Annotated in this window: 17 protein-coding genes; 9 read left to right on the top strand and 8 right to left on the bottom strand. The window is 61.8% G+C overall.

All coding sequences use genetic code 11. The features are described from left to right. Positions 1 to 7: 7 nt before the first annotated feature. On the bottom strand, positions 8 to 3,292 hold the full coding sequence (locus tag BUA38_RS09095; RefSeq protein ID WP_072817630.1) for an efflux RND transporter permease subunit: 3,285 nt from the start codon (positions 3,290 to 3,292) through the stop codon (positions 8 to 10). A 348-nt stretch (positions 3,293 to 3,640) separates the two neighbouring features. Between BUA38_RS09095 and BUA38_RS09090 the strand changes: the two genes are divergently transcribed. The 3 genes from BUA38_RS09090 (at position 3,641) to BUA38_RS09080 (ending at position 5,552) form a co-directional block, all read left to right on the top strand. Continuing rightward, the gene (locus tag BUA38_RS09090) at positions 3,641 to 4,198 is read left to right on the top strand and encodes a DUF3617 domain-containing protein (RefSeq protein WP_083587518.1); all 558 of its coding nucleotides are present in this window, start codon (positions 3,641 to 3,643) and stop codon (positions 4,196 to 4,198) included. A 62-nt stretch (positions 4,199 to 4,260) separates the two neighbouring features. Then, the gene (locus BUA38_RS09085) at positions 4,261 to 5,172 is read left to right on the top strand and encodes a LysR family transcriptional regulator (RefSeq protein WP_072817629.1); all 912 of its coding nucleotides are present in this window, start codon (positions 4,261 to 4,263) and stop codon (positions 5,170 to 5,172) included. 164 nt (positions 5,173 to 5,336) lie between these two features. Beyond that, positions 5,337 to 5,552, top strand: a complete 216-nt coding sequence (locus BUA38_RS09080) for a hypothetical protein (RefSeq protein ID WP_072817628.1) — start codon at positions 5,337 to 5,339, stop codon at positions 5,550 to 5,552. A 107-nt stretch (positions 5,553 to 5,659) separates the two neighbouring features. Here BUA38_RS09080 and BUA38_RS09075 read toward each other — a convergent pair whose 3' ends face one another. The 5 genes from BUA38_RS09075 to metF form a co-directional block, all read right to left on the bottom strand. After that, entirely contained in the window at positions 5,660 to 6,082 is a 423-nt protein-coding gene (locus tag BUA38_RS09075) for a DoxX family protein (RefSeq protein ID WP_072825967.1), read from the bottom strand. A 328-nt stretch (positions 6,083 to 6,410) separates the two neighbouring features. Next, a complete protein-coding gene (locus tag BUA38_RS09070) occupies positions 6,411 to 7,247 on the bottom strand; it encodes an IS110 family transposase (protein ID WP_244553101.1) in 837 nt (278 codons plus the stop codon). Further along, entirely contained in the window at positions 7,220 to 7,372 is a 153-nt protein-coding gene (locus BUA38_RS37985) for a hypothetical protein (RefSeq protein ID WP_244553102.1), read from the bottom strand. The genes BUA38_RS09070 and BUA38_RS37985 overlap by 28 nt, the downstream gene beginning before the upstream one ends. A 754-nt stretch (positions 7,373 to 8,126) precedes the next feature. Beyond that, complete coding sequence (gene metH / locus BUA38_RS09065) at positions 8,127 to 11,999, bottom strand: methionine synthase (protein WP_072817627.1); 3,873 nt, start codon at positions 11,997 to 11,999, stop codon at positions 8,127 to 8,129. A 4-nt stretch (positions 12,000 to 12,003) separates the two neighbouring features. After that, positions 12,004 to 12,915 carry a methylenetetrahydrofolate reductase [NAD(P)H] gene (metF, locus tag BUA38_RS09060; protein WP_072817626.1) on the bottom strand — a complete coding sequence of 304 codons (912 nt, stop codon included), beginning with the start codon at positions 12,913 to 12,915 and terminating at the stop codon, positions 12,004 to 12,006. Positions 12,916 to 13,293: 378 nt separating this feature from the next. On the opposite strand from metF, the gene BUA38_RS09055 reads away from it, so the two are divergent. Then, the gene (locus BUA38_RS09055; protein WP_072817625.1) at positions 13,294 to 14,313 is read left to right on the top strand and encodes an LLM class flavin-dependent oxidoreductase; all 1,020 of its coding nucleotides are present in this window, start codon (positions 13,294 to 13,296) and stop codon (positions 14,311 to 14,313) included. A gap of 17 nt (positions 14,314 to 14,330) precedes the next feature. On the opposite strand, the gene BUA38_RS09050 is transcribed toward BUA38_RS09055, so the two are convergent. Beyond that, the gene (locus tag BUA38_RS09050; protein WP_072817624.1) at positions 14,331 to 15,200 is read right to left on the bottom strand and encodes a prephenate dehydratase; all 870 of its coding nucleotides are present in this window, start codon (positions 15,198 to 15,200) and stop codon (positions 14,331 to 14,333) included. Positions 15,201 to 15,219: 19 nt separating this feature from the next. Further along, positions 15,220 to 15,960: a 3-deoxy-manno-octulosonate cytidylyltransferase gene (locus BUA38_RS09045; RefSeq protein WP_072817623.1), complete on the bottom strand. Its 741-nt coding sequence runs from the start codon at positions 15,958 to 15,960 to the stop codon at positions 15,220 to 15,222. A 223-nt stretch (positions 15,961 to 16,183) separates the two neighbouring features. Here BUA38_RS09045 and BUA38_RS09040 point away from each other — a divergent pair, with 223 nt between their 5' ends. The 5 genes from BUA38_RS09040 (at position 16,184) to BUA38_RS09020 (ending at position 23,056) form a co-directional block, all read left to right on the top strand. Further along, the gene (locus BUA38_RS09040) at positions 16,184 to 16,729 is read left to right on the top strand and encodes a c-type cytochrome (protein ID WP_072817622.1); all 546 of its coding nucleotides are present in this window, start codon (positions 16,184 to 16,186) and stop codon (positions 16,727 to 16,729) included. Between the two features lie 230 nt (positions 16,730 to 16,959). After that, complete coding sequence (locus BUA38_RS09035; RefSeq protein WP_156898458.1) at positions 16,960 to 18,849, top strand: extracellular solute-binding protein; 1,890 nt, start codon at positions 16,960 to 16,962, stop codon at positions 18,847 to 18,849. Between the two features lie 14 nt (positions 18,850 to 18,863). Then, the gene (locus BUA38_RS09030) at positions 18,864 to 20,747 is read left to right on the top strand and encodes an extracellular solute-binding protein (RefSeq protein ID WP_072817621.1); all 1,884 of its coding nucleotides are present in this window, start codon (positions 18,864 to 18,866) and stop codon (positions 20,745 to 20,747) included. Between the two features lie 3 nt (positions 20,748 to 20,750). Continuing rightward, the gene (locus tag BUA38_RS09025) at positions 20,751 to 21,860 is read left to right on the top strand and encodes a microcin C ABC transporter permease YejB (protein ID WP_072817620.1); all 1,110 of its coding nucleotides are present in this window, start codon (positions 20,751 to 20,753) and stop codon (positions 21,858 to 21,860) included. Next, positions 21,860 to 23,056 carry an ABC transporter permease gene (locus BUA38_RS09020; protein WP_072817619.1) on the top strand — a complete coding sequence of 399 codons (1,197 nt, stop codon included), beginning with the start codon at positions 21,860 to 21,862 and terminating at the stop codon, positions 23,054 to 23,056. Before BUA38_RS09025 ends, BUA38_RS09020 begins: the two co-directional genes overlap by 1 nt.

Below are 23,056 nucleotides of genomic sequence, written 5' to 3'. Positions count from 1 at the left end.
TTGCGCTTTATCCGGCGCGGGCGGCCAGCCGCCGCTCCCGCCGCCGCTGACGCCAGAGCCGGGCGCGGTCGAGATAAAGATACACGACCGGCGTCGTATAGAGCGTCAGGATCTGGCTCAGGATCAGCCCGCCGAAGATGGCGATGCCGAGCGGCTGGCGGAACTCGCTGCCTTCGCCAAGCCCGACCATCAACGGAACCGCGCCGAACAGCGCCGCCATGGTCGTCATCATGATCGGCCGAAACCGCATGATGCAGGCCTCGAAGATGGCGTCGCGCGACGACAACCCGCGTTGCCGTTCGGCGTCGAGCGCGAAGTCGATCATCATGATCGCGTTTTTCTTCACGATGCCGATCAAGAGGATCACCCCGATCATCGCAATGATGTCGAACTGGGTGCCAGACAGCATCAACGCGAGCACCGCGCCGACGCCCGCAGATGGCAGCGTCGACAGGATCGTCAGCGGATGAATGTAGCTTTCGTAAAGCATGCCGAGCGAGATGTAGATGGTCGCGAACGCCGCCAGGATCAGATAAGGCTCGCTCGCCAGCGACTGCTGGAAGATCTTGGCGGCGCCGGAAAACGCACCGCGAATGTCCGCGGGCATATCGATCTTCCTCATGGTTGCCTCGATCACCGTCGTCGCCGCGCTCAGCGAAGCACCGGGAGGCGTGTTGAAGGAGATGGTGCTTGCGACCAGACTGTCCTGATGGTTGACCGAAAGCGGCGTCTGACTTTGCGCAAAGCGGGCGACGCTCGCCAGCGGAATCATCGTCTCCGTGCTGGTCGAGACTGCCGTTCCGGTCGATGACGCCCCCTTGCCGGCAGAGCCGATCGAGTTGGTCGCCTGATTGCGCACCGCGTTGTTCACGATCGCGCTGAGCGAATTCTTCTGCGCGGATGACGTGATCGTTCCGGCCACGGCGTTGGTGGTCTGCGATCCGGTCGCAGGCCCGCCGATCGTGCTGATGTAAACGTCCTTCAACGTCTCCGGGTTCTGCCAGTAGCTCGGCGTCACCTCCATGATCACATGGTACTGGTTGCGTGCGACATAGATCGTCGAGACCTGCCGCTGGCCGAACGCATCATAGAGCGTATTATCGATCTGGCTGACGGTGATGCCGAGTTGGGACGCCGCGTCGCGGTCGATCACGAGGTTGGATTGCAGCGCCTTGGTTTGCTGGTCGGTCGAGACGTCGGTCAACGCCGGCTCGGATTGCAAGGCTGCGACCAGCTTGGGAGTCCATTCGCTCAGCTCCTCGGACGTCGAGCCTTGCAGCGTGTACTGATAGGCGGCGTTGCCGGAACGGCCTCCGGCGCCGAGGTCGCCGATTGATTGCAGGAATAGCGTGGCGCCGGCCACGGCCGCCAGCGGGCCGCGCAGCCGTTCGATCACCTGCTCGGCCGACAGGTCGCGCTGGCCCAACGGTTTGAGCGAGGCGAACACCGTGCCGGTGTTGGTGGCCTGAGCCGGGCCGGGACCGCCGCCGCCGGTGAAGCCGGAAACGGTATCGACCGCGGGATCGCTTTTGACGATCTGGATGAACTGGGTCAGTTTCTCGCGCATCAGCTGGAACGAGGTGCTTTGATCGGCCTGGATCGATCCCCGCAGCAGCCCCGTATCCTGCTGCGGCACGAAGCCCTTCGGTACCACGCGGTAGAGGTGGAAATTCAAGCCGAGCGTCGCCGCCAGGATCAGCATCACCGACAACGGGTGACGCAGCGCGATTGCCAGCGTCCACCTGTAGCCGCGCAGCATGGTTTCAAAGACCCATTCGCTGGCCCGATAGATCCGGCCATGCGGCTCGTCGCGATGACTGCGCAGAAGGATGGCGCACATCATCGGCGTCGTCGTCAGCGAGACCACGAGCGAGATCGCAATGGCAATCGTGATCGTCATGGCGAATTCGCGAAACAGCCGGCCGACCAGACCGCCCATCAGCAGGATCGGCACGAAAACGGCGACCAGCGACACACTCATCGACAATACAGTGAAGCCGACCTCGCGCGAGCCAAGCAGCGTGGCTTCGATCCGCGACATGCCCGCATCCAGGTGGCGGGCGATGTTTTCCAGCACCACGATGGCGTCATCGACGACAAATCCGGTCGCGACCGTCAGTGCCATCAGCGAGAAGATGTCGAGGCTGTAGCCCAATAGATACATCACGGCGAATGTCGCCACCAGCGATACCGCGACCGCCACCACCGGCACCAGCGTCGCGCGCGCGTTGCGCAGGAACGCGAACACCACGAGGATGACGAGCGCCACCGCGATCAGCAGCGTGATCTCGACGTCGCGCAACGAGGCGCGGATGGTCTTGGAGCGGTCGACGGCGAGGTTGATGTCGATGGCGGGCGAGACCGAGGCGCGCAATTGCGGCATCAATTGCTTCACGCGGTCGACCATCTGGATGATGTTGGCGCCGGGCTGGCGGTAGACGATCATCATCACGGCGGGCTTGCCGTCGGAGAGGCCGAGCGTTCGCACGTTCTCCACGGAATTGACGACTTCGCCGACATCCGAAAGGCGCACCGGCGCGCCGTTGCGGTAGGCCACGATCAGCGACTTGTAATCCTCGGCCTTGTTGGCCTGGTCGTTGGAATAGAGCTGGTAGCGGCGGCTGTTGACGTCGATGCCGCCCTTCGGGCTGTGCGCGTTGGTTGACGCCAGCGCGGCGCGGACGTCCTCCAGTCCGATGCCGTATTTATAGAGCGCCGGCGGCAGCAGCTCGACGCGCACGGCGGGCGGCGATCCGCCGCTGACGGCGACTTCGCCCACGCCTTCGATCTGCGACAGTTTTTGCGCCAGCACGGTCGAGGCGGCATCGTAGAGTTCGCCCGGCATCAGCGTGTCGGACGTCAGCGTATAAATCAGGATCGGCGCCGACGCCGGATTGAACTTGCGGTAGGTCGGATTGCTGCGCAAGCTGGCCGGCAAATCGGCACGCGCCGCATTGATCGCGGCCTGCACGTCGCGCGCGGCGCCGTTGATATCGCGGCCGATCTCGAATTGCAGGACGACGCTGGCCGAACCCAGCGTGCTCGCCGAGGTCATCTCGGTGACGCTGGCGATCTGCCCAAGGTGGCGCTCGAGCGGGCTTGCGACCGTCTTCGCGACGTCCGCGGGGCTGGCGCCCGGCAAGGTCGCCTGGACCGCAATCGTCGGAATGTCGACGTCCGGCAGCGGCGACACCGGCAGCTTGAAGAAGGCGATGACGCCGGCCACCACAAGTCCGAGCGACAATAGCGTGGTTGCGACCGGGCGGCGGATAAAGGGTGCAGAGAGGTTCATAACATGCGTGATGGCCGTTACCGGTGAGCTTCTATCCGGTGACGCCCCGATGCAAAAGCCTCACAATGTCACACGATATCGTCACACGGCCGCCCCAAATCAAGAGACCCGACACGTCTAGAAGCACTGTTGCGCAGGGGCTAGTGGTCCGATTCTAACATTCGCATCCCGGCCCAACGTGCACCTTTGCGAATGTTAGAATCAAAGGATCACTAGAAAATATAGGTTTCTAGTGGAGTTTCGGATTTGACATTCGCTTTACGAACTTGCGGCTAGACGGTAGCGAATGTCAAATCCACTCCACTAGCGATATTGATAGGAAGCTGCATACCGCGGGGTCACATTCGGATGAATCACTGTAAAACAAGGTTGCAAGGCAAGGTCGGGTTACACGTCATGCCCTTGATGGGCGCGGCGCTTGGCTTGTTGTTCGGGCCGTCCGCCTTCGCCGCCGACGCGCCGGCGCGTAAAGCCGGCCTGTGGGAAGTGAAGACCGCGATCGAAGGGCAGGGGCGCCCGGTCACGGTGCAGCAATGCATCGATGCCGCGACCGATCAGATGCTGCAATCGAGTGCGGGGCCCTTCGCAGCGCCCCTGTGCACGGGGCGCGACGTGACGAAATCCGACGCCGGCATGACGATCGACACCCATTGCAGCTTCAATGGCAAAGCGGCGAATGCGCACGCGGTCGTGTCAGGCAGTTTCGACAGCGCCTATACCATGACGGTGACGGCGGAAGGCGGCGCGTTGCCTCCGGTGAAGATGACAATCGAGGGCAAATGGCTGAGCGCTTGCGCAGCCGGCCAACAGGCGGGCGATGTCATCATGGCGAACGGCGTCAAGGTCAACATTCCGGAATTGCAGAAGCGCGCGCTCGGGGCCGATCCGTCACAGCCGGGCAAGTAAGTTGGTCGCCAGCCATCGATAATGTAACATCATCTGGCACGATTTGATGGTTTGGGATCGGGATGGATCGGCTGACCAGCCTGACGGCGTTTGTCCGGGTCGTCGACAGCGGAGGGTTTTCCGCCGCGGCCCGCCGTCTCAACATGTCCACGGCCATGATCAGCAATCATGTGCAGGCGCTCGAGGCGCGGCTGGGCGTGCGGCTGTTGAACCGCACCACGCGCAAGATCAGCGTGACCGAGGCCGGAAAGGCCTATTACGATCGCTGCACCCACATCCTTGCTGACCTTGAGCAGGCGGACGACATTGCGGGCGCCTTGCATTCGACGCCGCGCGGCACACTGCGCATCTATACCGTGAGCAGCATGGTCCCGTTCGTGTCGTCGGTCGTCACTGAATTCCTCAAAGATCATCCCGCGGTCAGCGTCGACCTGACGATGGGCGAGCGGACGGTCGATCTGATCGAGGAAGGTTACGACATGGCGATCCGCCTGACGCCGGCGCCTGATTCCAGCCTGATCGTCCGCAGTCTCGCCACCTGGCGTCACGTGCTGTGCTGCTCGCCCGGCTATCTCGAAAAGCACGAACGGCCGCGGCAACTCGCCGATCTCGCCAACCACAATTGCCTGCGTCACGTGCTCTATCCTTTCCAGGACGGATGGCATTTCGCGGATCGCAAAGGCGCTCCGGCCGCCGTGAAGGTGTCAGGCAATCTGATCACCAACAGCGCCGAAGCGCTGCGGACAGCCCTGCTGGAGGGGATCGGCGTCGGTCTCGCCGCCGGATTTCTGGTCCATGGAGATCTCGAGGCAAACCGGCTGGTCCGCCTGCTGCCGGAATACCGGCCGGTCGAGCTCTCGATGAATGCAATCTATCCGCATCGTCATCAGCTATCGGCAAAGGTCAGAACCTTCATCGACCTTTTGGTGCAGCGCAGCGCCGAACAGAAAAAGCTGATCGATCCGTTTTGCTGACGGCGGGTGCGTTGCATCTGTCGCCGCTAGATATTTTCAAGGTCCGATTATCAAATGCAGCGAAACAATCTGTTTCAGCTTTAGCGGATTATCGTCCGGCCTGGCCGTGTCTAGCTTGCCGCCATACGAGGCAATCTCGCTTCGCAAAGCCGGGAGATAAAACCATGAACAGCACAAGCAGGCGCATCGCCGCTTCAGCCGTGTCAGCACTGATCGCGATGTCGATGATCCAGACCGCTAGCGCAGGCGAACGTACGAGGAAGCACGCGGCCGTCGCCACGAGCGAACAGGTTCGCAACGCCAATGCCGCGGTCGCGGTCGACCAGGACGAAGTTGCGCGCTATCGCAACGGAGCCGGATCGGCACCGGCGGGCCACTGAGTCTCCGTTTTGCTGCGGCTGAACACAGCAGGACTCAGGCAGGTCATGCACCAAGGCGGCCCAGCGATATTGACCGGGCCGCCTTCGATGAATTCCGTTTGTAGCATTCAGGCAGCCGCGGCCTGACGCGAGCCAACGGCGTTGCCGTTGCGGCGGCTATCGAAGCTCAACGCACCAGCGCCGAAGGCAACGATTTGAAGCAGGCCGCCAGTGATCATCACGTTCTTGAGGAAATGGATCATCTGGTTCTGGTCGGCGAAGTTGTTGTGGAACGAAAACGCGGTCGCCAGTGAGAAGATTGCGAGGGCCGCAGCAACGTAGCGGGTCTGGTAACCCGCGATCAGAAGCAGGCCGCCTCCGAGTTCGACGGCGACAGCCACCGCATAGGCGAGCGGCGGAAGCGGCAGGCCCACGGCGGTGATCATGCCGACGGTGGCGCTGTAAGCGGCGAGTTTACCGAAGCCGCTCATGGCGAAGGGCAGGCCGAGCAACAGCCGGCCGGCGAAGGGAAGATAACGGGTGGCGCTCATCGAAAGTCTCCTTGAGTTAAAGATTTCCGCCTTCGGTGGCGGGCTGGCAAAATCTGCGGCGCAATCCGTCGTTTCGAAATAGAAATGATCGAAAAGCATCGTTTCCAAAAATAAGCTATTGGATGGTCGGAGTCCGGAGCGCCGCACGCTTGCCCGACGGGCAAATCAGTCCGCGCCTGTTACCCATTCGCAAAGTCCACTCTCGCTTGCGAAAATTTTCCGCTTTCGCCGTCGGGCAAATCACTGGCACTTCTTCGCGCGTCCCGCGCCCCTACGAGCAACTGTGTCGAGATAGACTAGGGCCTTGGCGCGATAAAGGTTCGCGCGATCAGGCGGGTACGTAGCGAGCGGCATCCCATTTCTGGTGGCGAGCGATCATGACGTTGAGAATGCAGATCAGCTTGCGCATGCAGGCTACGAGGGCCACCTTCGGCTCCTTTCCCTTGGCGATCAGGCGGCGATAGAAGGCCTTGGCGACTGGATTGTTCTGCGTGGCAGCGCCGAGGCAAGGCATGTAGATGGCGTTGCGGATCCAGCGGCGGCCGCCCTTGATGTGGCGCTCGCCCCGGCGCTTTCCACTGTCATCGTCGTAAGGAGCGATGCCTACCAAAGCCGCGGCGATCTTATCGTTCACTTGCCCGAGTTCTGGCATCCCTGCAGCGAGGATCGCGGAGGTCGTTTCGGCGAAGCCCGGCACGCTCTCGATAATCTCGGCACGCTCGGCAAGGTGCGGTGTAGCCTTGACCTTGGCTGCGATCGCGAGCTCGAGCTTTTCAATTTCGGTCGCCAGACTCTTCAAGACGCGGGCCTGTGCTTTCTGAACCGGTCCCGGCGCGGCATGTGCACTTTGGCTTTGCAATCGGACCTTCAGCTCAACGAGCGCTAGGCGTGCTTTCACCAGGGCCGCCAGTTCCTCTTGGGCAGCATCATGTGTCTGGCTCGGCGTCTCGCCGAACGTCTCGGCAAACCAGGCGATCATCTCAGCATCGATCGTATCATTCTTGGCAAGCCGTCCGGCCGATTGAGCGAAGTGACGAACCCGCTTTGGGTCCACGATCCGTACCTCGATGCCGGCATCGAGCAGCACCTTGCGCCATTCACGCTCGTAACCGCCGCTCGCCTCCATCACCGCCTTGCCTACCTGGTGCCTGCGAAGCCAGGCCACCAGTTTGCGGCGACCTTGGGCGGTGTTCGGACAGGTCTGCCGCAACGCCAATGCTCGAATGACAGGTCCACCTTGTCCTTGGCGACGTCGATGCCCACGACAGCGAGATCATTTTGTGCCATCATCCACTCCCTTCCTTGCTCGGTTCGGGCTCCAAGCCCATGCAACTGTTCGGGTTGAGGAAGACACCGGAGCTGTCCCTCGCTCTAATACAGGCTTTGCCGCCTTTGGGGCGTAACGGGCTCAGTTCCAGCAACGGGCGGTTTTGATCCAACCGCCCGTTCGCATGTTCTGCCAGATTTCCTGGACACAAGGGGCGTATCGCGATCGTCACGGACGTTGGCGCGGGATGCGATGGACGCTTTCGGCAGCGCAAGACGGGCGCTGGCTGGAAGCGTGCGGCGAAATCGTGTGGTCCTGATCTCCCGACGCTGGGATCAAGTTTGCGGGTGACGAGCCCGCGAACGACGGTGGCTAACAAGCCCGGACACCGGGGAGAGCGCGTCATAAGCCGCAAGAACCATCGCGCAGGGAATGCCGGATGTTTCGGCGTACCTGTGGTGACTAACTCGTGTGCTTTTTTGTTTTGCACGCGAGGCTGCGGGTGCGTTCGCGCACCGGCATTCCCTGTGCCCTCTTCTTACGAGGGACACGACGATGCATCACTCGGGCGCGAAACGTGCCGCGGGAATGCGAAAGTGTGGCTGTTTGAGAATTGAATCTATTCACGTCGTCCCGGGCAAGCGAAGCGCGACCCGGGACCCATAACCACCGGCGCACGAATTGAATGAAGCCGGGGCAACAATTCGATCACGACTGGCATCGGTGGCTATGGGTCCCCGCTTTCGCGGGGACGACATAAAGCAAGGCAATACGGACCTACCCCGCGCCGACCTTCTTCTTGCGCCAGGCAAGATGGACCGCGCAGGTACAGCCCGGCGGATGCGACGACAAGCCCTCTGCCTCGTCGTTGGCCGGCGTTGCCGGGAACGGCGCCTTGGCGCTGCGGTCCTGCACCGAGGCATCGTGACCCGGGATGTAGTTCAGGATCGGCGCGAGCCAGCGCTCGGTCTCTTCGACGCTAAAGCCCTTGCGCGCGGCATAGTCCTCGACCTGGTCGCGCTCGATCTTGCCGACGCCGAAATAGAAACTTTCAGGATGGCTGAAATAAAGCCCGGACACCGAGGAGCCCGGCCACATCGCATAGCTCTCGGTGAGCTTGACGCCGCAGGTCGCCTCCGCATCGAGCAACTGAAACAGCGTCGCCTTCTCGGTGTGATCGGGCTGTGCCGGATAGCCGGGTGCCGGACGGATGCCATCGTATTTTTCGAGGATGAGATCCTCAGGCGGAATGTTCTCATCGGGCGCGTAGCCCCAGAACTCGCGGCGGACCCGCGCGTGCATGCGCTCGGCAAAGGCTTCCGCCAGGCGATCGGCCAGCGCCTTGCACAGGATCGAGGAATAATCGTCGTTGGCATTCTTGAAGCGGTCGGCGACCACGTCCTCGCCGATGCCGGCCGTGACCACGAAGCCGCCGACATAATCCTTCACGCCGGACGAAGCCGGCGCGATGAAGTCGGACAGTGCGGCATTGTAGCGGCCCTCGCGCTTCTCGAGCTGCTGGCGCAAGGTATGCAGCGTCGCGATCGGTGTCTTGCGCGTCTCATCGGCGTAAACGAGGATATCGTCGCCTTGCGCGTTCGCGGGCCAGAAGCCGATCGTGGCCTGCGCGGTGAACCATTTTTCCTTGATGATGCGATCCAGCATCTTGCGCGCGTCGTCATAGAGCGAGCGGGCGACATCGCCGATCTTGGCATCGTCGAGAATGGCGGGAAAACGCCCGGTCAGTTCCCAGGTCTGGAAGAACGGCGTCCAGTCGATGTATTTGGCCAATTCCGCAAGGTCGTATTCGCGGAACGTCTTGATGCCGAAAAATGTCGGTTTTGTCGGCGGCGTCTTGGCAAAATCGACCGGCACGGCATTGGCACGCGCAGCGGCAAGCTTCAGCCGCTTCTTGTCGGCCTGCGCGCGGAAATGCGCCGCGGAAATCTTGGCGTATTCTTCGCGGATTTCGGCGGCGTAGGCCGTGCGCTTGTCGGGCGACAGCAGCGAGGAAGCGACACCGACCGCGCGGCTCGCATCGTTGACATGGACCACCGGTCCCGACCGGTAATTCGGATCGATCTTCACGGCCGTGTGGACGCGGCTCGTGGTCGCGCCGCCGATCATCAACGGGATGTTCAGTCCCTCGCGTTCCATTTCGCCGGCGAGGAAACTCATTTCGTCGAGCGATGGCGTGATCAGTCCGGACAAGCCGATGATGTCTGCGTCTTCGCGCTTGGCGGTCTCGATGATCTTCGCCGCCGGCACCATCACGCCGAGGTCGATCACCTCGAAATTGTTACATTGCAGCACGATGCCGACGATGTTCTTGCCGATGTCGTGGACGTCGCCCTTGACGGTGGCGAGCACGATCTTGCCGGCGGCATTGCGGCCGTCATCGACGGTGCCGTTGGCCTTGTTGCGCGCCTTTTCCTCTTCCATGAACGGCATCAGATAGGCGACCGCCTGCTTCATCACGCGCGCCGACTTCACCACCTGCGGCAGGAACATCTTTCCGTCGCCGAAGAGATCGCCGACGATGTTCATGCCGTCCATCAGCGGACCCTCGATCACGTCGAGCGGCCGCGTGACGGATGCACGGGCCTCCTCGGTATCGGTGTCGATATATTCGGTGATGCCGTGCACCAGCGCGTGGCTCAATCGCTTGGCGACCGGCCATTCGCGCCAGACCAGCTCCTGCGCCTCGGTCTTCTTCTCCTTGCCGCGGAATTTTTCAGCCAAAGCGAGCAGCCGTTCGGCCGCGCCGGGATCGCGATTGAGGATGACGTCCTCGCACACCTGGCGCAGCTCGGGATCGATGTCGTCATAGACGATCATCTGTCCGGCATTGACGATGCCCATGTCCATGCCGGCATGAATCGCGTGATACAGGAACACCGAATGCATGGCCTCGCGCACCGGCTCGTTGCCGCGGAACGAGAACGACAAATTGGATACGCCGCCGGAGATATGCGCGTGCGGGAGATGTTGCCGGATCCAGCGCGTCGCCTCGATGAAGTCGACGCCGTAGTTGTTGTGTTCCTCGATGCCGGTCGCGATCGCGAAAATATTCGGATCGAAAATAATGTCCTCTGCCGGGAAGCCGACCCGATTGACGAGGATGTCGTAGGCGCGCTTACAGATCTCGGTCTTGCGCGCGAAGGTATCCGCCTGGCCCTTTTCGTCGAAGGCCATCACCACGACCGCAGCGCCATGGCGCCTGGCGATATTGGCCTCAAAGATGAATTTCTCCTCGCCTTCCTTCATCGAGATCGAGTTGACGACCGGCTTGCCCTGCACGCATTTCAGGCCGGCCTCGATCACGTGGAATTTCGAGGAGTCGATCATGACCGGCACGCGGGCAATGTCGGGCTCGGCAGCAACAAGATTCAGGAAGGTGGTCATCGCCGCTTCCGAATCGAGCAGGCCCTCGTCCATGTTGACGTCGATGATCTGCGCGCCGTTTTCGACCTGGTCGCGCGCGACTTGCAGGGCGGCCGCATAGTCGCCGGCCGTGATCAGCTTGCGGAAGCGTGCCGAGCCGGTGACGTTGGTGCGTTCGCCGACATTGACAAAGGGAATGGTCGGCGTCAGCGCGAAGGGCTCAAGGCCGGACAGCCGCAATCGCGGCTCGATCTCGGGCACGACGCGCGCTCGGTGTGGACGGACCGCAGCCGCGATCGCCGCGATATGGTCGGGCGTGGTGCCGCAGCAACCGCCGACCACGTTGACGAGGCCGGCGGAGGCGAACTCGCCGATCAGCCGCGCCATATATTCCGGGCTTTCGTCGTACTGGCCAAACTCGTTCGGAAGGCCGGCATTGGGATAGGCGCAGACCAGCGCGTCGGCGACGCGGCCGATGTCCGCGATGTGGGCGCGCAAATCTTCGGCGCCGAGCGCGCAGTTGAAGCCGATCGTGATTGGTTTCGCGTGCCGCACCGAATTCCAGAACGCTTCCGGCAACTGGCCCGACAGCAGCCGGCCGGATTTGTCGGTGATGGTGCCGGACACCATGACCGGCACGTCGACGCCGCGCTCTTCGCTGATCTCGGCGATCGCGTACAGCGCGGCCTTGGCGTTGAGCGTGTCGAAAATCGTTTCAACGAGCAGAAGATCGGCGCCGCCGTCGAGCAGTCCCTTGATCTGCTCGCCATACGCCTTGCGCAGATCGTCAAAAGTGACAGCGCGGTAGCCGGGGTTCGAAACGTCAGGCGAGATCGAGGCAGTGCGGTTGGTCGGGCCGATGGCGCCCGCCACAAAGCGCGGCTTGCCGTCTTCCTTGCTCACGCGCGTCGCAGCGGCACGCGCGAGTCTGGCGCCCTCGAGATTGAGCTCGTAGGCGAGGTCCGACATGTCATAGTCGGCCTGTGCGATCGAGGTCGAGGAAAACGTGTTGGTGGCGACGATGTCGGCGCCGGCGCGCAAATAGGCGGCGTGGATATCCTCGATCGCCTTCGGCTGGGTCAGGATCAACAGGTCGTTGTTGCCTCTGACGTCGCGATGAAAGTCGGCGAATCGCGGGCCGCGGAAGGCGGCTTCATCGTATTGCAGCGCCTGGATCATGGTGCCCATGGCGCCGTCGAGCACGAGGATGCGCTCCTTCGCGGCAGCAAGGAACGCGGAGCGTTTCGGGGAGACGGGCAAAGTCATTGCTTCAGGCAGCTTTCTGCGCGCCGGCCGGGCGGATGCCGAGCAGATGGCAGATCGCGAAGACCAGATCGGCGCGGTTCATGGTGTAGAAATGAAAGGTATCAACGCCGTGCTTGTTGAGCTTTTGTACCTGGCCGGCGACAACCGTCGCAGCCACCAGCTTGCGGGTCTCGGCGTCGTCGTCGAGGCCGTCGAACTTTTCCGCGAGCCAGTTCGGCACGGTGGTGCCGGCGCGGGTGACGAAATTCCGCGCCTGCTTGAAATTGTGCATCGGCATGATGCCGGGCACGATCGGAATATCGATGCCGCGGGCGCGGACGCGGTCGAGATAGCGGAAGTAAAGATCGTTATCGAAGAAGACCTGGGTGATGGCGCGCGTCGCGCCGGCGTCGACCTTGGCCTTCAGCGTATCGATATCGGCGTCGAAATTCCGGCTCTCCGGATGCTTCTCCGGATAGGCCGACACCGAGACCTCGATATCGGGAAACCGCTTTTTGATGCCGGCGACGAGCTCGGGAGAGGTTTGATAGCCGTCGGGATGGGTGAGATAAGGCGTGCCGATGCCGCCGGGCGGATCGCCGCGCAGGGCCACGATGTGGCGGACGCCGGTCTCGTGATAGCGGCCGACAATGTCGTCGATCTCGCTGCGGGCCGCGCCGACGCAGGTCAGGTGCGCCGCCGGCAGCAGGTCGGTTTCCTTCAGGATGCGGGCGATGGTCGAGTGTGTACGCTCGCGGGTCGACCCGCCGGCGCCATAGGTCACCGAGACAAAGTTCGGCGTGAGCGGCGCCAGACGGCTGATGGTCTCCCACAGGCTGTTTTCCATTTCCGCGGTCTTCGGCGGGAAGAACTCGAAGGAGATTGCCGGCTGGCTTTGTGCCCGCGACGTGGCGGGGGCAGGGATGGTCTCGCTCATGACTTTCGAAAATCTCCGCAACAAAACCGGGTGGCGCGCAGTGCTGTCGTCCCGACCAAAACTGATCGGTCCAACATAAGGGAAAAGACTTGCCCCAAACAGCCCACCAAGGATGGGAAATTGCCCAATACCGGCATAAAATATCGGATACAGGAAGAAAATTTCGAATGATGGGCAGAGCATATTGTTACAACTATTTGATATATAATACTATTCTATCTTGCAGGGATGAAATAGCATTGGGCAAGGCGATAGAGTTAAGAAATATAGAACATATTACCCACTCATTCGCAGAGGAGGTTATCGCCGAGGCCTTCAAGGGCCTGATCTGCGCAGCCAGCCGTTGTGCGGCCGGTTCCCCGCACTAGGTTTACGGCCATGATTCCGCTTTCCGTCCTTGATCTATCGGTCGTCACGTCGGGCACCAAACCTGCCACGGCGCTCCGCAACAGCATTGATCTCGCCCGTCACGCCGACGCGCTCGGCTTCACCCGCTATTGGCTGGCCGAACATCACAACCTGGCGTCGGTCGCGAGCCCTGCGCCCGATCTCATGATCGGCCAGATCGCCGCGGTGACGAAGAACATCCGCGTCGGCTCCGGCGGGGTGATGCTGCCCAACCATGCGCCGCTGGTGATCGCGGAGCGCTTCAAGATGCTGGAGGCGCTGTTTCCCGGCCGGATCGATCTCGGGCTTGGCCGCGCGCCGGGCACCGATGGACCCACGGCTTATGCGTTGCGCTCCCGGCTCGATCGCCGCGAGGGCGATGACTTCCTGGAGCGCCTGCATGAACTGACGTTGTGGGAGACGCGCAACTTTCCGCCCAACCATCCCTTCAATCAGGTGGTGGCGATGCCCGACGATACGTCGCTGCCGCCGATGTGGCTGCTCGGCTCAAGCGATTACAGTTCGGAACTGGCGGCGCAGGTCGGCATGGGCTACGCGTTCGCGCATCATTTTGCGTCCTATGACGCGATCGCGGCAATGACGAACTATCGCGCCCACTTCAAGCAGACCGGCTGGCGCGAGACACCTTACGCTATCCTGGCGGTCGCCGTGGTCGCCGCCGAAACCGACGCCGAGGCCGAGCGGCTCGCCGCGTCGATGGATCTCAATCGGTTGTTGCGTGACCGCGGCCAATATATCCCGCTGCCCAGCCCCGAGGAGGCGCAGGCCTATGCCTACACGGACGCCGATCGCGCCGCGATCGCGCGCAACCGCTCGCGCATCTTTGTCGGCAGTCCGGCGACCGTGATGCAAAAACTGGAGCCAATGATCGCGGCAAGCCAGGCCGACGAACTGATGGTCGTCAGCGCGATCTACGATCACGAGGCGCGCAAGAAGTCCTACAGCCTGATCGCGGACGCCTACGGGCTCACCAGCAAGGCGGCGGCGTAAGATCAGCGGTCGTAAGATCAGTCCTGCGTCTCGCTGAAGGTGGCGCGGAACGGATGCGCCGGATAGACGCCGACGATGCGCAGTTCGCGCGAGAAGAACTTCAATTCTTCCAGCGCAAAGGCGAGGCCCCGGTCGTCGGGATGGCCGTCGACGTCGGCGTAGAACTGCGTGGCGAAGAAGTTGCCGTCGACCATGTAGCTTTCGAGCTTGGTCATGTTGACGCCGTTGGTGGCAAAGCCGCCGAGCGCCTTGTACAGCGCTGCGGGCAGGTTGCGCACCCGGAAAACAAAAGTGGTGACCAGCGGCCCCGCGCCTTGTTTGGCCCAGGTGGCCTCGCGCGCCAGGATAACAAAGCGCGTGGTGTTGTGGGACTCGTCCTCGACATCCTCGGTCAGGATGTCGAGGCCGTAGATTTCGGCGGCAAGTTTGGAGGCGATCGCGGCGCAAGTTTTATCGCCGCGCTCGGCGACGATGCGGGCGCTGCCGGCGGTGTCGCCGGCGACGATGGGCTTGATGCCGAGCTTGCGGATGATGCGCCGGCATTGGCCGAGCGCATGGACGTGGCTTTCGACCGTCTTGATGTCACCGATCTTGGCGCCGCGCGGCGCCATCAACTGATGATGGACCGGCAGAAACCACTCGCCGACGATGAAGAGACCGGACTGGGGCAACAGGTGATGGATGTCGGCAACGCGGCCGGCGACCGAATTCTCGATCGGGATCATGCCGAGATCGGCCTCGCCCGAAGAGATCGCGGCCAGCGCGTCCTCGAAGGTCGGGCACGGCAGCGCTTCTGCGTCGGGATAGGCTTCGGCGATGGCGATATGGGAGTTGGCGCCCGGTTCGCCCTGGAATGCGATTTTCATGGTCTTGGTCGTCTTGGTCATGGCGCCTTGTAGCAGCCGGCTACGATTTGGCCAGTATCTGGCGCGTGGTTTCAAGGTCGGCCGGGGTGTCGACGCCACGCGGCACGGTGTCGACAATTCCGACGTCGATCCGCATGCCGGCCTCCAGCGCCCGCAACTGTTCGAGCTTCTCTTGCTGCTCCAGCGGCGAGGGGGCGAGGCGGACGAAGCGCTCCAGCGCCGCGCGGCGATAGGCGTAGAGCCCGATGTGATGATAGCGCGGCCCGTCGCCATGGGGTGCGGTGGCCCGGGTGAAATACAGCGCGCGCAGCCGCCGCGGGCCGACCATCGTGCCGACCGCCTTCACCACGTTGGGATTGGTGGCCTCTTCCTCGGTATGGATTTCGGCGGCCAGGGTTGCGATGTCGACTTCGGGGTCAGCGAGCGGCGCCAGCACGTCGCGAATATTGTCCGGGCTGATGGTCGGAAAATCGCCCTGCAAATTGACGACGATCTCGGTCTGTCGGTCAGGGTCGAGGGCGCCGAGCGCTTCAAAAATCCGGTCCGAGCCCGAAGGGTGGTCAGTCCGGGTCATGACGGCTTCTCCGCCATGCGCCGTGACGACCGAGGCGATCTCCGCCGCATCGGTTGCGACCGCGACCCGGCCAATGCGGGCGTCCTCCGCCCGGCGCATCACGTGGACGATCATCGGTAGGCCGGCCATTTCGAGGAGCGGCTTGCCGGGCAGGCGGGTAGCCGCCATGCGGGCAGGAATCAGCACCAAAATACGGGGATCGGTCATCGGGATCGGATCTGGTACCCCCAAGGTAAGCCGCTCCACTAGCGGCGGGAAATAGTGGGGGAAGGGTCTAAAGCCAGAGCGTTTATACGGGTTGCCAGAGCACCGGCAAACCGATATCTGATGCGGACTTGGGGTGCGGCGCAAAAGGCCGATTCCTGGTGCTTATCGCGGCCGTTTCTCACCGGCCGAACGTCTAAATTTCCGGCCCGGAGCCTGATCCAAAATGGACTCCTTCGAACTCAATAAAGTCCTCGGTGCCATCCTCGGTACCTGTCTCGTTTTGCTGGTCACGAGCTTCGCTGCCGGCGCAATTTTCTCTCCCGCAAAGCTGGAAAAGCCTGGCTTCGAAATCGCGGTCAAGGAAGAAGCCGCAGGTGGCGAAAAGGCCGCGGCCGCGCCCGCTGAGCCGATCGAGAAACTGTTGCAGACCGCTTCCGTCCAGAAGGGTGAGCAGTCGGCCAAGAAGTGCGGCGCGTGCCACGACTTTACCAAGGGAGGTCCCAACAAGGTTGGTCCGAATCTTTTTGGCATCGTCGGCGACAAGAAGGGCGAAGGCCGTGGTTTCAATTTCTCGGCGCCGATGAAGGCCAAGGGCGGCGTCTGGACCATCGACGACCTCAACAAGTTCATCGACAATCCGAAGGGCTTCATTCCGGGCACCGCGATGGGCTTTGCCGGCATCCAGAAGGACAGCGAGCGTGCTGACCTGCTCGTCTATCTGAATTCGCTGTCTGACAGCCCGCAGCCTTTGCCGACCGCGGCGAAATAACTGCTGTTTATCTGGGCATTTTATTCGGCGGCCGGGGTTCACTCCCGGCCGTTTTGCTTTCAGGCCATTGGTTCCCCAAATCGGGGGAGGGCCGCGCCGATGTCGCCATTGTTACCGCGGCCTTTCGCCCCATAACGGGTGTCATCATGAGCAAAAAGCAACTTAATCGGCCGAAACCTTGCCCTATACTCCGGTCTTGATAACGCGGGTAACAAAGAGGGATTTTGCCTTTGACGTTGAATCGAAGACATCTCTTGCAGGGCGGCGCAGTGGCCGCGATCGCGCCGGCGCTCGGCTCGGCTTCCGGTTTTTCGATCATCGCTTCCGCAAACGCGCAGGCCGGCGGGCCCGCCTGGCGTCACGGGCTGTCGCTGTTTGGCGACCTCAAATATTCTGCCGACTTCAAGCGCTTCGATTACGTCAATCCCGATGCGCCGAAGGGCGGCATGGCGCGGCAGATTTCGCTCGGCACGTTCGACAATTTCAACATCGCGGTATCGGGCGTCAAAGGTTCGATCGCGCCGGCGGTGGGGCTCACCTATGAGACGCTGATGGAGCGTGCGCAGGACGAGGTTGCGACCGAATACGGCCTGCTCGCGGAAGCAGCCCAACATCCGGACGATTTCGCCTGGGTGACCTATCGTCTGCGCAAGGAAGCGCGCTGGCACGATGGCAAGCCGGTGACGCCGGAAGACGTCATCTTTTCGATCGAGATGCTGAAAAAACTCAGCCCGATGTATGCCTCCTATTATCGCCACGTCGCGAAGACCGAAAAGATCGGCGAACGGGAAGTGAAGTTTACTTTCGAATCTCCTGGCAATCGCGAACTGCCGCATATCGTCGGCGAGCTCGTGGTGCTGCCCAAGCACTATTGGGACGGCACCGACAGCCAGGGCCGCAAGCGCGATATTTCGCAGACGACGCTGGAGCCGCCGTTGGGCTCCGGCCCTTACCGCATCAAGGAGTTTGTCGCCGGCCGCTCCGTGAAGCTCGAGCGCGTCAAGGATTATTGGGGCGCCAATCTGCCCGTTCAGGTCGGCCACAATAACTTCGACGAGCTGCGCTTCGAATTCTTCCGCGACAACGTCGTCGCGCTCGAGGCCTTCAAGGCCGATCAGGCGGACTGGATCGCCGAAAACTCCGCCAAGCAATGGGCGACCGCTTATGAGTTTCCGGCTGTGGCGGAAAAGCGCGTGGTCAAGGAAGAATTTCCGGTCAGCGACTCCGGCCGCATGCAGGCCTTCGTTCCCAACCTGCGCCGCGACCAGTTCAAGGACGCGCGGGTGCGGCAGGCCCTCAATTTCGCATTCGATTTCGAGGAGATGAACAAGCAGCTGTTCTTCGGACAATATAGCCGCATCAACAGCTACTTTCAGGGCACGGAGCTGGCCTGCTCCGGCCTGCCGGAGGGACAGGAACTGGCGATCCTCGAGACCGTGCGCGACAAGGTGCCGGCGGACGTTTTCACCAAGGCCTACCAGAATCCGGTGGGCGGCAATCCCGATGCGGTCCGCACCAATTTGCGCGAAAGCGCGCGGCTGCTGAAAGAGGCGGGATTCGAAGTCAAGGACCGCAAGCTGGTCGATACTGCAGGCAAGCCCGTCACGATCGAGATCCTGGTCGAAGACCCCTCGACCGAGCGCATCGCGCTGTTTTTCAAACCCTCGCTCGAACGTATCGGGGTCACGGCTTCGATCCGCGTCGTGGACGATGCGCAGTTCGAAAACCGGAAGCGCAATTTCGATTTCGATATGATCGTCGATGTCTGGCCGGAGTCGCTTTCTCCGGGCAACGAACAGCGTGAATATTGGGGATCCCAGGCCGCCGACGTCTCAGGCTCCAGAAATACCATCGGCATCAAGAACCCTGCCGTTGATGCGTTGATCGACAAGGTCATCTTCGCCAAGGACCGTGCGGAATTGGTGGCGGCGACCCGGGCGCTCGATCGCGTCCTGCTGTGGAATTTTTACGTCGTTCCTCAATTCACCTACGGCTTCACGCGCTACGCACGATGGGACCGCTTCAGCCACGCCGAATTGCCCAAATACGCCCGCTCGGGCCTGCCATCGCTGTGGTGGTACGATGCCGAAAAAGCGGCCAGGATCGGCAAGAAATCTTGAGGGATTTTTCTCGCATGGCGTTTCTCTCTCGCCGGCACGTGCTCGGTCTTGGCGCCGGCGTTCTCGGCGCGGGCGCTCTGGGCACGTCCTCGCTGCGGCCGATGTTTGCCGCCGAGACGGGCAGTGGGGCCCACGGGATTTCGGCGTTCGGCGACCTGAAATATCCCGCCGATTTTCAACGCTTCGACTACGTCAATCCTGATGCGCCCAAGGGCGGGCTATTCTCGCTGATTCCGCCGACGCGTGCCTATAACCAATCCTTCTTCACTTTCAATTCGCTCAATGCCTACGTCCTCAAGGGCGAAGGTGCGCAAGGCATGGACCTGACCTTTGTATCGTTGATGGCGCGAGCCAATGACGAGCCCGATGCGATGTATGGTCTGGCGGCAAAATCGGTGCAGATATCGCCGGACAGGCTGGAGTATCGCTTCAAGATCCGGCCCGAGGCGCGCTTTCACGACGGCTCGAAGCTAACGGCGCAGGATGCCGCTTTCTCGTTCAATGCTCTGAAGGCAAAGGGCCACCCGCTGATTATCGTGCAGTTGCGGGACCTGGTGAAGGCGGAGGCGGCAGACGATGCGACCGTCGTCGTCACTTTCGCTCCCAACCGCGCGCGCGACGTTCCGCTCTACGTGGCAGGCCTGCCGATTTTCTCCAAAGCCTACTATTCGACACGTGCGTTCGAAGAATCGTCGCTGGACACCCCCTTGGGATCGGGGCCGTACCGGGTCGGGAAATTCGAGGCCAACCGGTTCATCGAATTCGACCGCGTGAAAGATTGGTGGGCAGCCGGCCTGCCGGTCAATCGCGGCAGCTACAACTTCGATGTCATTCGCTATGAATTTTATCGCGATCGAGATGTCGCCTTCGAAGGGTTTACCGGAAAGAACTACCTCTTTCGCGAGGAGTTCACCTCGCGGATTTGGGCGACACGCTATGATTTTCCGGCCATGAAAGACGGCCGCGTCAAGCGCGAAATGGTGCCTGACGAAACGCCGTCCGGCGGACAGGGTTGGTTCATCAATACAAGGCGCGACAAGTTCAAGGATCCGCGCGTCCGCGAAGCCCTGATCTACGCCTTCGATTTCGAATGGACCAACAAGAGCGTGATGTACGGCGCTTATGCCCGCACGATTTCGCCGTTCCAGAATTCCGACATGGTGGCAGGCGGGGCGCCATCGCCGGAGGAACTGAAGCTGCTTGAACCGTTTCGCGGCCAGGTGCCCGACGAGGTGTTCAAGGAACCTTTCGTGCCGCCGGTCTCGGATGGCTCAGGACAAGACCGCAACCTGCTGCGCAAGGCCCAGCAGCTGCTTCAGGAGGCGGGTCTTCCGGTCAAGGATGGCAAGCGGCAGCTCCCGAACGGCGAGGTCTTGTCGGTCGAATTTCTGCTCGATGAGCCGAGCTTCCAGCCGCATCACTCAACCTTCGTCAAGAATCTCGGATTGCTCGGCATCGACGCCAGCATCCGCCTGATCGATGCCGTCCAATTTCGCGCCCGTGTCGAGGATTTCGATTTCGATATCGCGATCGAGCGCCTCAGCCTGTCGTCAACACCGGGCGACAGCTTGCGGCCTTATTTCACCTCGCAGGCGGCGGCGACCAAGGGTTCCTACAATCTGGCCGGCGTTGCCAATCCGGCGATTGATGCGCTGGTCGAGCGGGCCATTGCCGCGCAATCGCGTGCCGAACTCAGGACGGCATGCCGGGCGCTCGATCGCGTTTTTCGAGCCGGCCGCTACTGGATTCCGCAATGGTACGCCAACACGCACAAGCTGGCCTACTGGGACATGTTCGATCACCCTGAAAAGCTGCCGCGCTACGCATCGCGCGCCGGCACCCCGGAGCTCTGGTGGTACGATGCCGCCAAGGCGGCGAAGCTCGAGCAGGCGAAGTAACGCATGGGCGCCTATATCGCACGCCGCATTTTCCTGATGGTTCCCACCCTGCTGGGAATCCTGTTCGTGTCGTTTGTCGTGGTGCAGTTCGCGCCCGGTGGTCCGGTCGAGCGGGTGATCGCCCAGCTCTCTGGCGCCGACACCGGCGGCACGTCGCGAATCTCGGGTTCGCCGGGCGGAGATTTCGGAGCCAGGGGCCAGGTCGGCGCATCGTCGGATGCGGTCAGCTCGAAATATCGCGGCGCGCAGGGCCTCGATCCCGATTTCATCAAGAGCCTGGAGAAGCAATTCGGCTTCGACAAGCCGGCGCCCGAGAGATTCCTGCTGATGGTGTGGAATTTTTCGCGGTTCGATTTTGGCAAGAGCTATTTCCGCGACGTCAGCGTGTTGCAACTGATCAAGGAAAAGTTGCCGGTCTCGATGTCGCTCGGCATCTGGATGACGCTTCTGACCTATCTGATTTCGATTCCGCTCGGCATCCGCAAGGCTGTCGCGGACGGCTCGGAATTCGACATCTGGACCTCGGCGGTGATCATCGTCGGCTTTGCGATTCCCGGCTTCCTGTTCGCGATCCTCCTGATCATCCTGTTTGCCGGCGGCTCGTTCTTCAGCATCTTCCCGCTGCGTGGGCTGACGTCGGACGGCTGGTCCCAATTTCCATGGTACTGGAAGATTCTGGATTACTTCTGGCACATCACCCTGCCGTTGATATCGATGGCGCTCGGCGCCTTCGCCACCATGACGCTGTTGACCAAGAATTCCTTCCTCGATGAAATCCGCAAGCAATATGTGATGACCGCGCGCGCCAAGGGGTGCAGCGAGAACCAGGTGCTTTACGGTCACATCTTCCGCAACGCCATGCTGATCGTGATCGCGGGCTTTCCCGGCGCGTTCATCCACGCTTTCTTCTCCGGCTCGCTGCTGATCGAGACGATTTTCTCGCTCGACGGCCTCGGCCTGCTCGGCTTCGAGAGCGTGCTCAACCGCGATTATCCGGTGGTGTTCGGCACACTGTATATCTTTTCGCTGGTCGGCCTTGTCGTCAATTTGATCTCCGATCTCGCATACATGTGGGTCGATCCCCGGATCGACTTCGAGGCGCGGGAGGTCTGATGACTTACGAGCTTCAGAAGGAGAACCCAGCACCGACGCCCGTCGAGACCACCACGCAGTCGCCGATGGGAACGGCGGTCCCGGCGACGAATCACGGGCTCAACATTTCGCCGCTCAATCGCCGGCGCTGGCAGAATTTCAAATCGAATCGCCGCGGATTCTGGTCGCTGTGGATTTTCCTGATCCTGTTTTTCGTCTCGCTGTTCGCCGAACTCATCGCCAACGACCGGCCGTTCCTGATCCGGTTTGACGGGCACCTCTACTGGCCCGCGTTCATCAGCTATTCGGAGACGACGTTCGGCGGCGACTTCGAAACGGCGGCGGATTATCGCGATCCTTATTTGCAGAAGCTGATTGCTGCGAAGGGCGGCACCATCGTCTGGCCGCTGATCCGCTACTCCTACGACACCCATAACCTCGATCTGCCGACGCCGGCACCGTCGCCGCCAACCTGGATGCTGACGGAGGCGCAGTGCAAGGAGGTCGTGGATAGAAAAGGCCTCAAGGGCTGCCGCGATCTCGAATATAACTGGCTCGGCACCGACGATCAGGGCCGCGATGTTGTCGCGCGGCTGATCTACGGCTTCCGCATCTCGGTGCTGTTCGGTCTCAGCCTCACCATCATCTCCTCGATCATCGGCGTCGCCGCGGGTGGCATCCAGGGCTATTTCGGCGGCTGGATCGATTTGACGTTCCAGCGCCTGATCGAGGTGTGGACCGCAATTCCTTCGCTTTATCTGTTGTTGATCCTGTCGTCGGTGCTGGTGCCCGGCTTCTTCGTGCTGCTTGGCATTCTCCTGCTGTTTTCCTGGGTGTCGCTGGTTGGCCTGGTGCGCGCCGAGTTCCTGCGCGGGCGCAACTTCGAATACATCCAGGCGGCGCGCGCGCTCGGCGTTTCCAACGCCGTCATCATGTTCCGCCATCTGCTGCCGAACGCGATGGTCGCGACCATGACGTTCCTGCCGTTCATCGTCTCGTCGTCGGTGATGACGCTGACCGCGCTCGATTTCCTTGGCTTCGGCCTGCCACCGGGATCGCCGTCGCTTGGTGAATTGCTGTCGCAGGGCAAGGCCAACGTTCAGGCGCCGTGGCTCGGCTTCACCGGCTTCTTTGCCGTAGCGATCATGCTGTCGCTTCTGATTTTCATCGGCGAGGCGGTCCGCGACGCCTTCGACCCGCGCAAGACGTTCAGGTGA

Source organism: Bradyrhizobium erythrophlei, assembly GCF_900142985.1.
In the GTDB taxonomy this organism is placed as follows: Bacteria; Pseudomonadota; Alphaproteobacteria; order Rhizobiales; family Xanthobacteraceae; genus Bradyrhizobium; species Bradyrhizobium erythrophlei_B.
This window is presented reverse-complemented; position numbering and strand designations above follow the sequence as displayed.

What these genes read in the sequence shown, in the direction of transcription:
- BUA38_RS09095 (WP_072817630.1), bottom strand. Translation starts at nt 3,292, where the DNA reads ATGAACCTCTCTGCACCCTTTATCCGCCGCCCGGTCGCAACCACGCTA.
- BUA38_RS09090 (WP_083587518.1), top strand. Translation starts at nt 3,641, where the DNA reads ATGAATCACTGTAAAACAAGGTTGCAAGGCAAGGTCGGGTTACACGTC.
- BUA38_RS09085 (WP_072817629.1), top strand. Translation starts at nt 4,261, where the DNA reads ATGGATCGGCTGACCAGCCTGACGGCGTTTGTCCGGGTCGTCGACAGC.
- BUA38_RS09080 (WP_072817628.1), top strand. Translation starts at nt 5,337, where the DNA reads ATGAACAGCACAAGCAGGCGCATCGCCGCTTCAGCCGTGTCAGCACTG.
- BUA38_RS09075 (WP_072825967.1), bottom strand. Translation starts at nt 6,082, where the DNA reads ATGAGCGCCACCCGTTATCTTCCCTTCGCCGGCCGGCTGTTGCTCGGC.
- BUA38_RS37985 (WP_244553102.1), bottom strand. Translation starts at nt 7,372, where the DNA reads ATGATGGCACAAAATGATCTCGCTGTCGTGGGCATCGACGTCGCCAAG.
- metH (WP_072817627.1), bottom strand. Translation starts at nt 11,999, where the DNA reads ATGACTTTGCCCGTCTCCCCGAAACGCTCCGCGTTCCTTGCTGCCGCG.
- metF (WP_072817626.1), bottom strand. Translation starts at nt 12,915, where the DNA reads ATGAGCGAGACCATCCCTGCCCCCGCCACGTCGCGGGCACAAAGCCAG.
- BUA38_RS09055 (WP_072817625.1), top strand. Translation starts at nt 13,294, where the DNA reads ATGATTCCGCTTTCCGTCCTTGATCTATCGGTCGTCACGTCGGGCACC.
- BUA38_RS09050 (WP_072817624.1), bottom strand. Translation starts at nt 15,200, where the DNA reads ATGACCAAGACGACCAAGACCATGAAAATCGCATTCCAGGGCGAACCG.
- BUA38_RS09045 (WP_072817623.1), bottom strand. Translation starts at nt 15,960, where the DNA reads ATGACCGATCCCCGTATTTTGGTGCTGATTCCTGCCCGCATGGCGGCT.
- BUA38_RS09040 (WP_072817622.1), top strand. Translation starts at nt 16,184, where the DNA reads ATGGACTCCTTCGAACTCAATAAAGTCCTCGGTGCCATCCTCGGTACC.
- BUA38_RS09030 (WP_072817621.1), top strand. Translation starts at nt 18,864, where the DNA reads ATGGCGTTTCTCTCTCGCCGGCACGTGCTCGGTCTTGGCGCCGGCGTT.
- BUA38_RS09025 (WP_072817620.1), top strand. Translation starts at nt 20,751, where the DNA reads ATGGGCGCCTATATCGCACGCCGCATTTTCCTGATGGTTCCCACCCTG.
- BUA38_RS09020 (WP_072817619.1), top strand. Translation starts at nt 21,860, where the DNA reads ATGACTTACGAGCTTCAGAAGGAGAACCCAGCACCGACGCCCGTCGAG.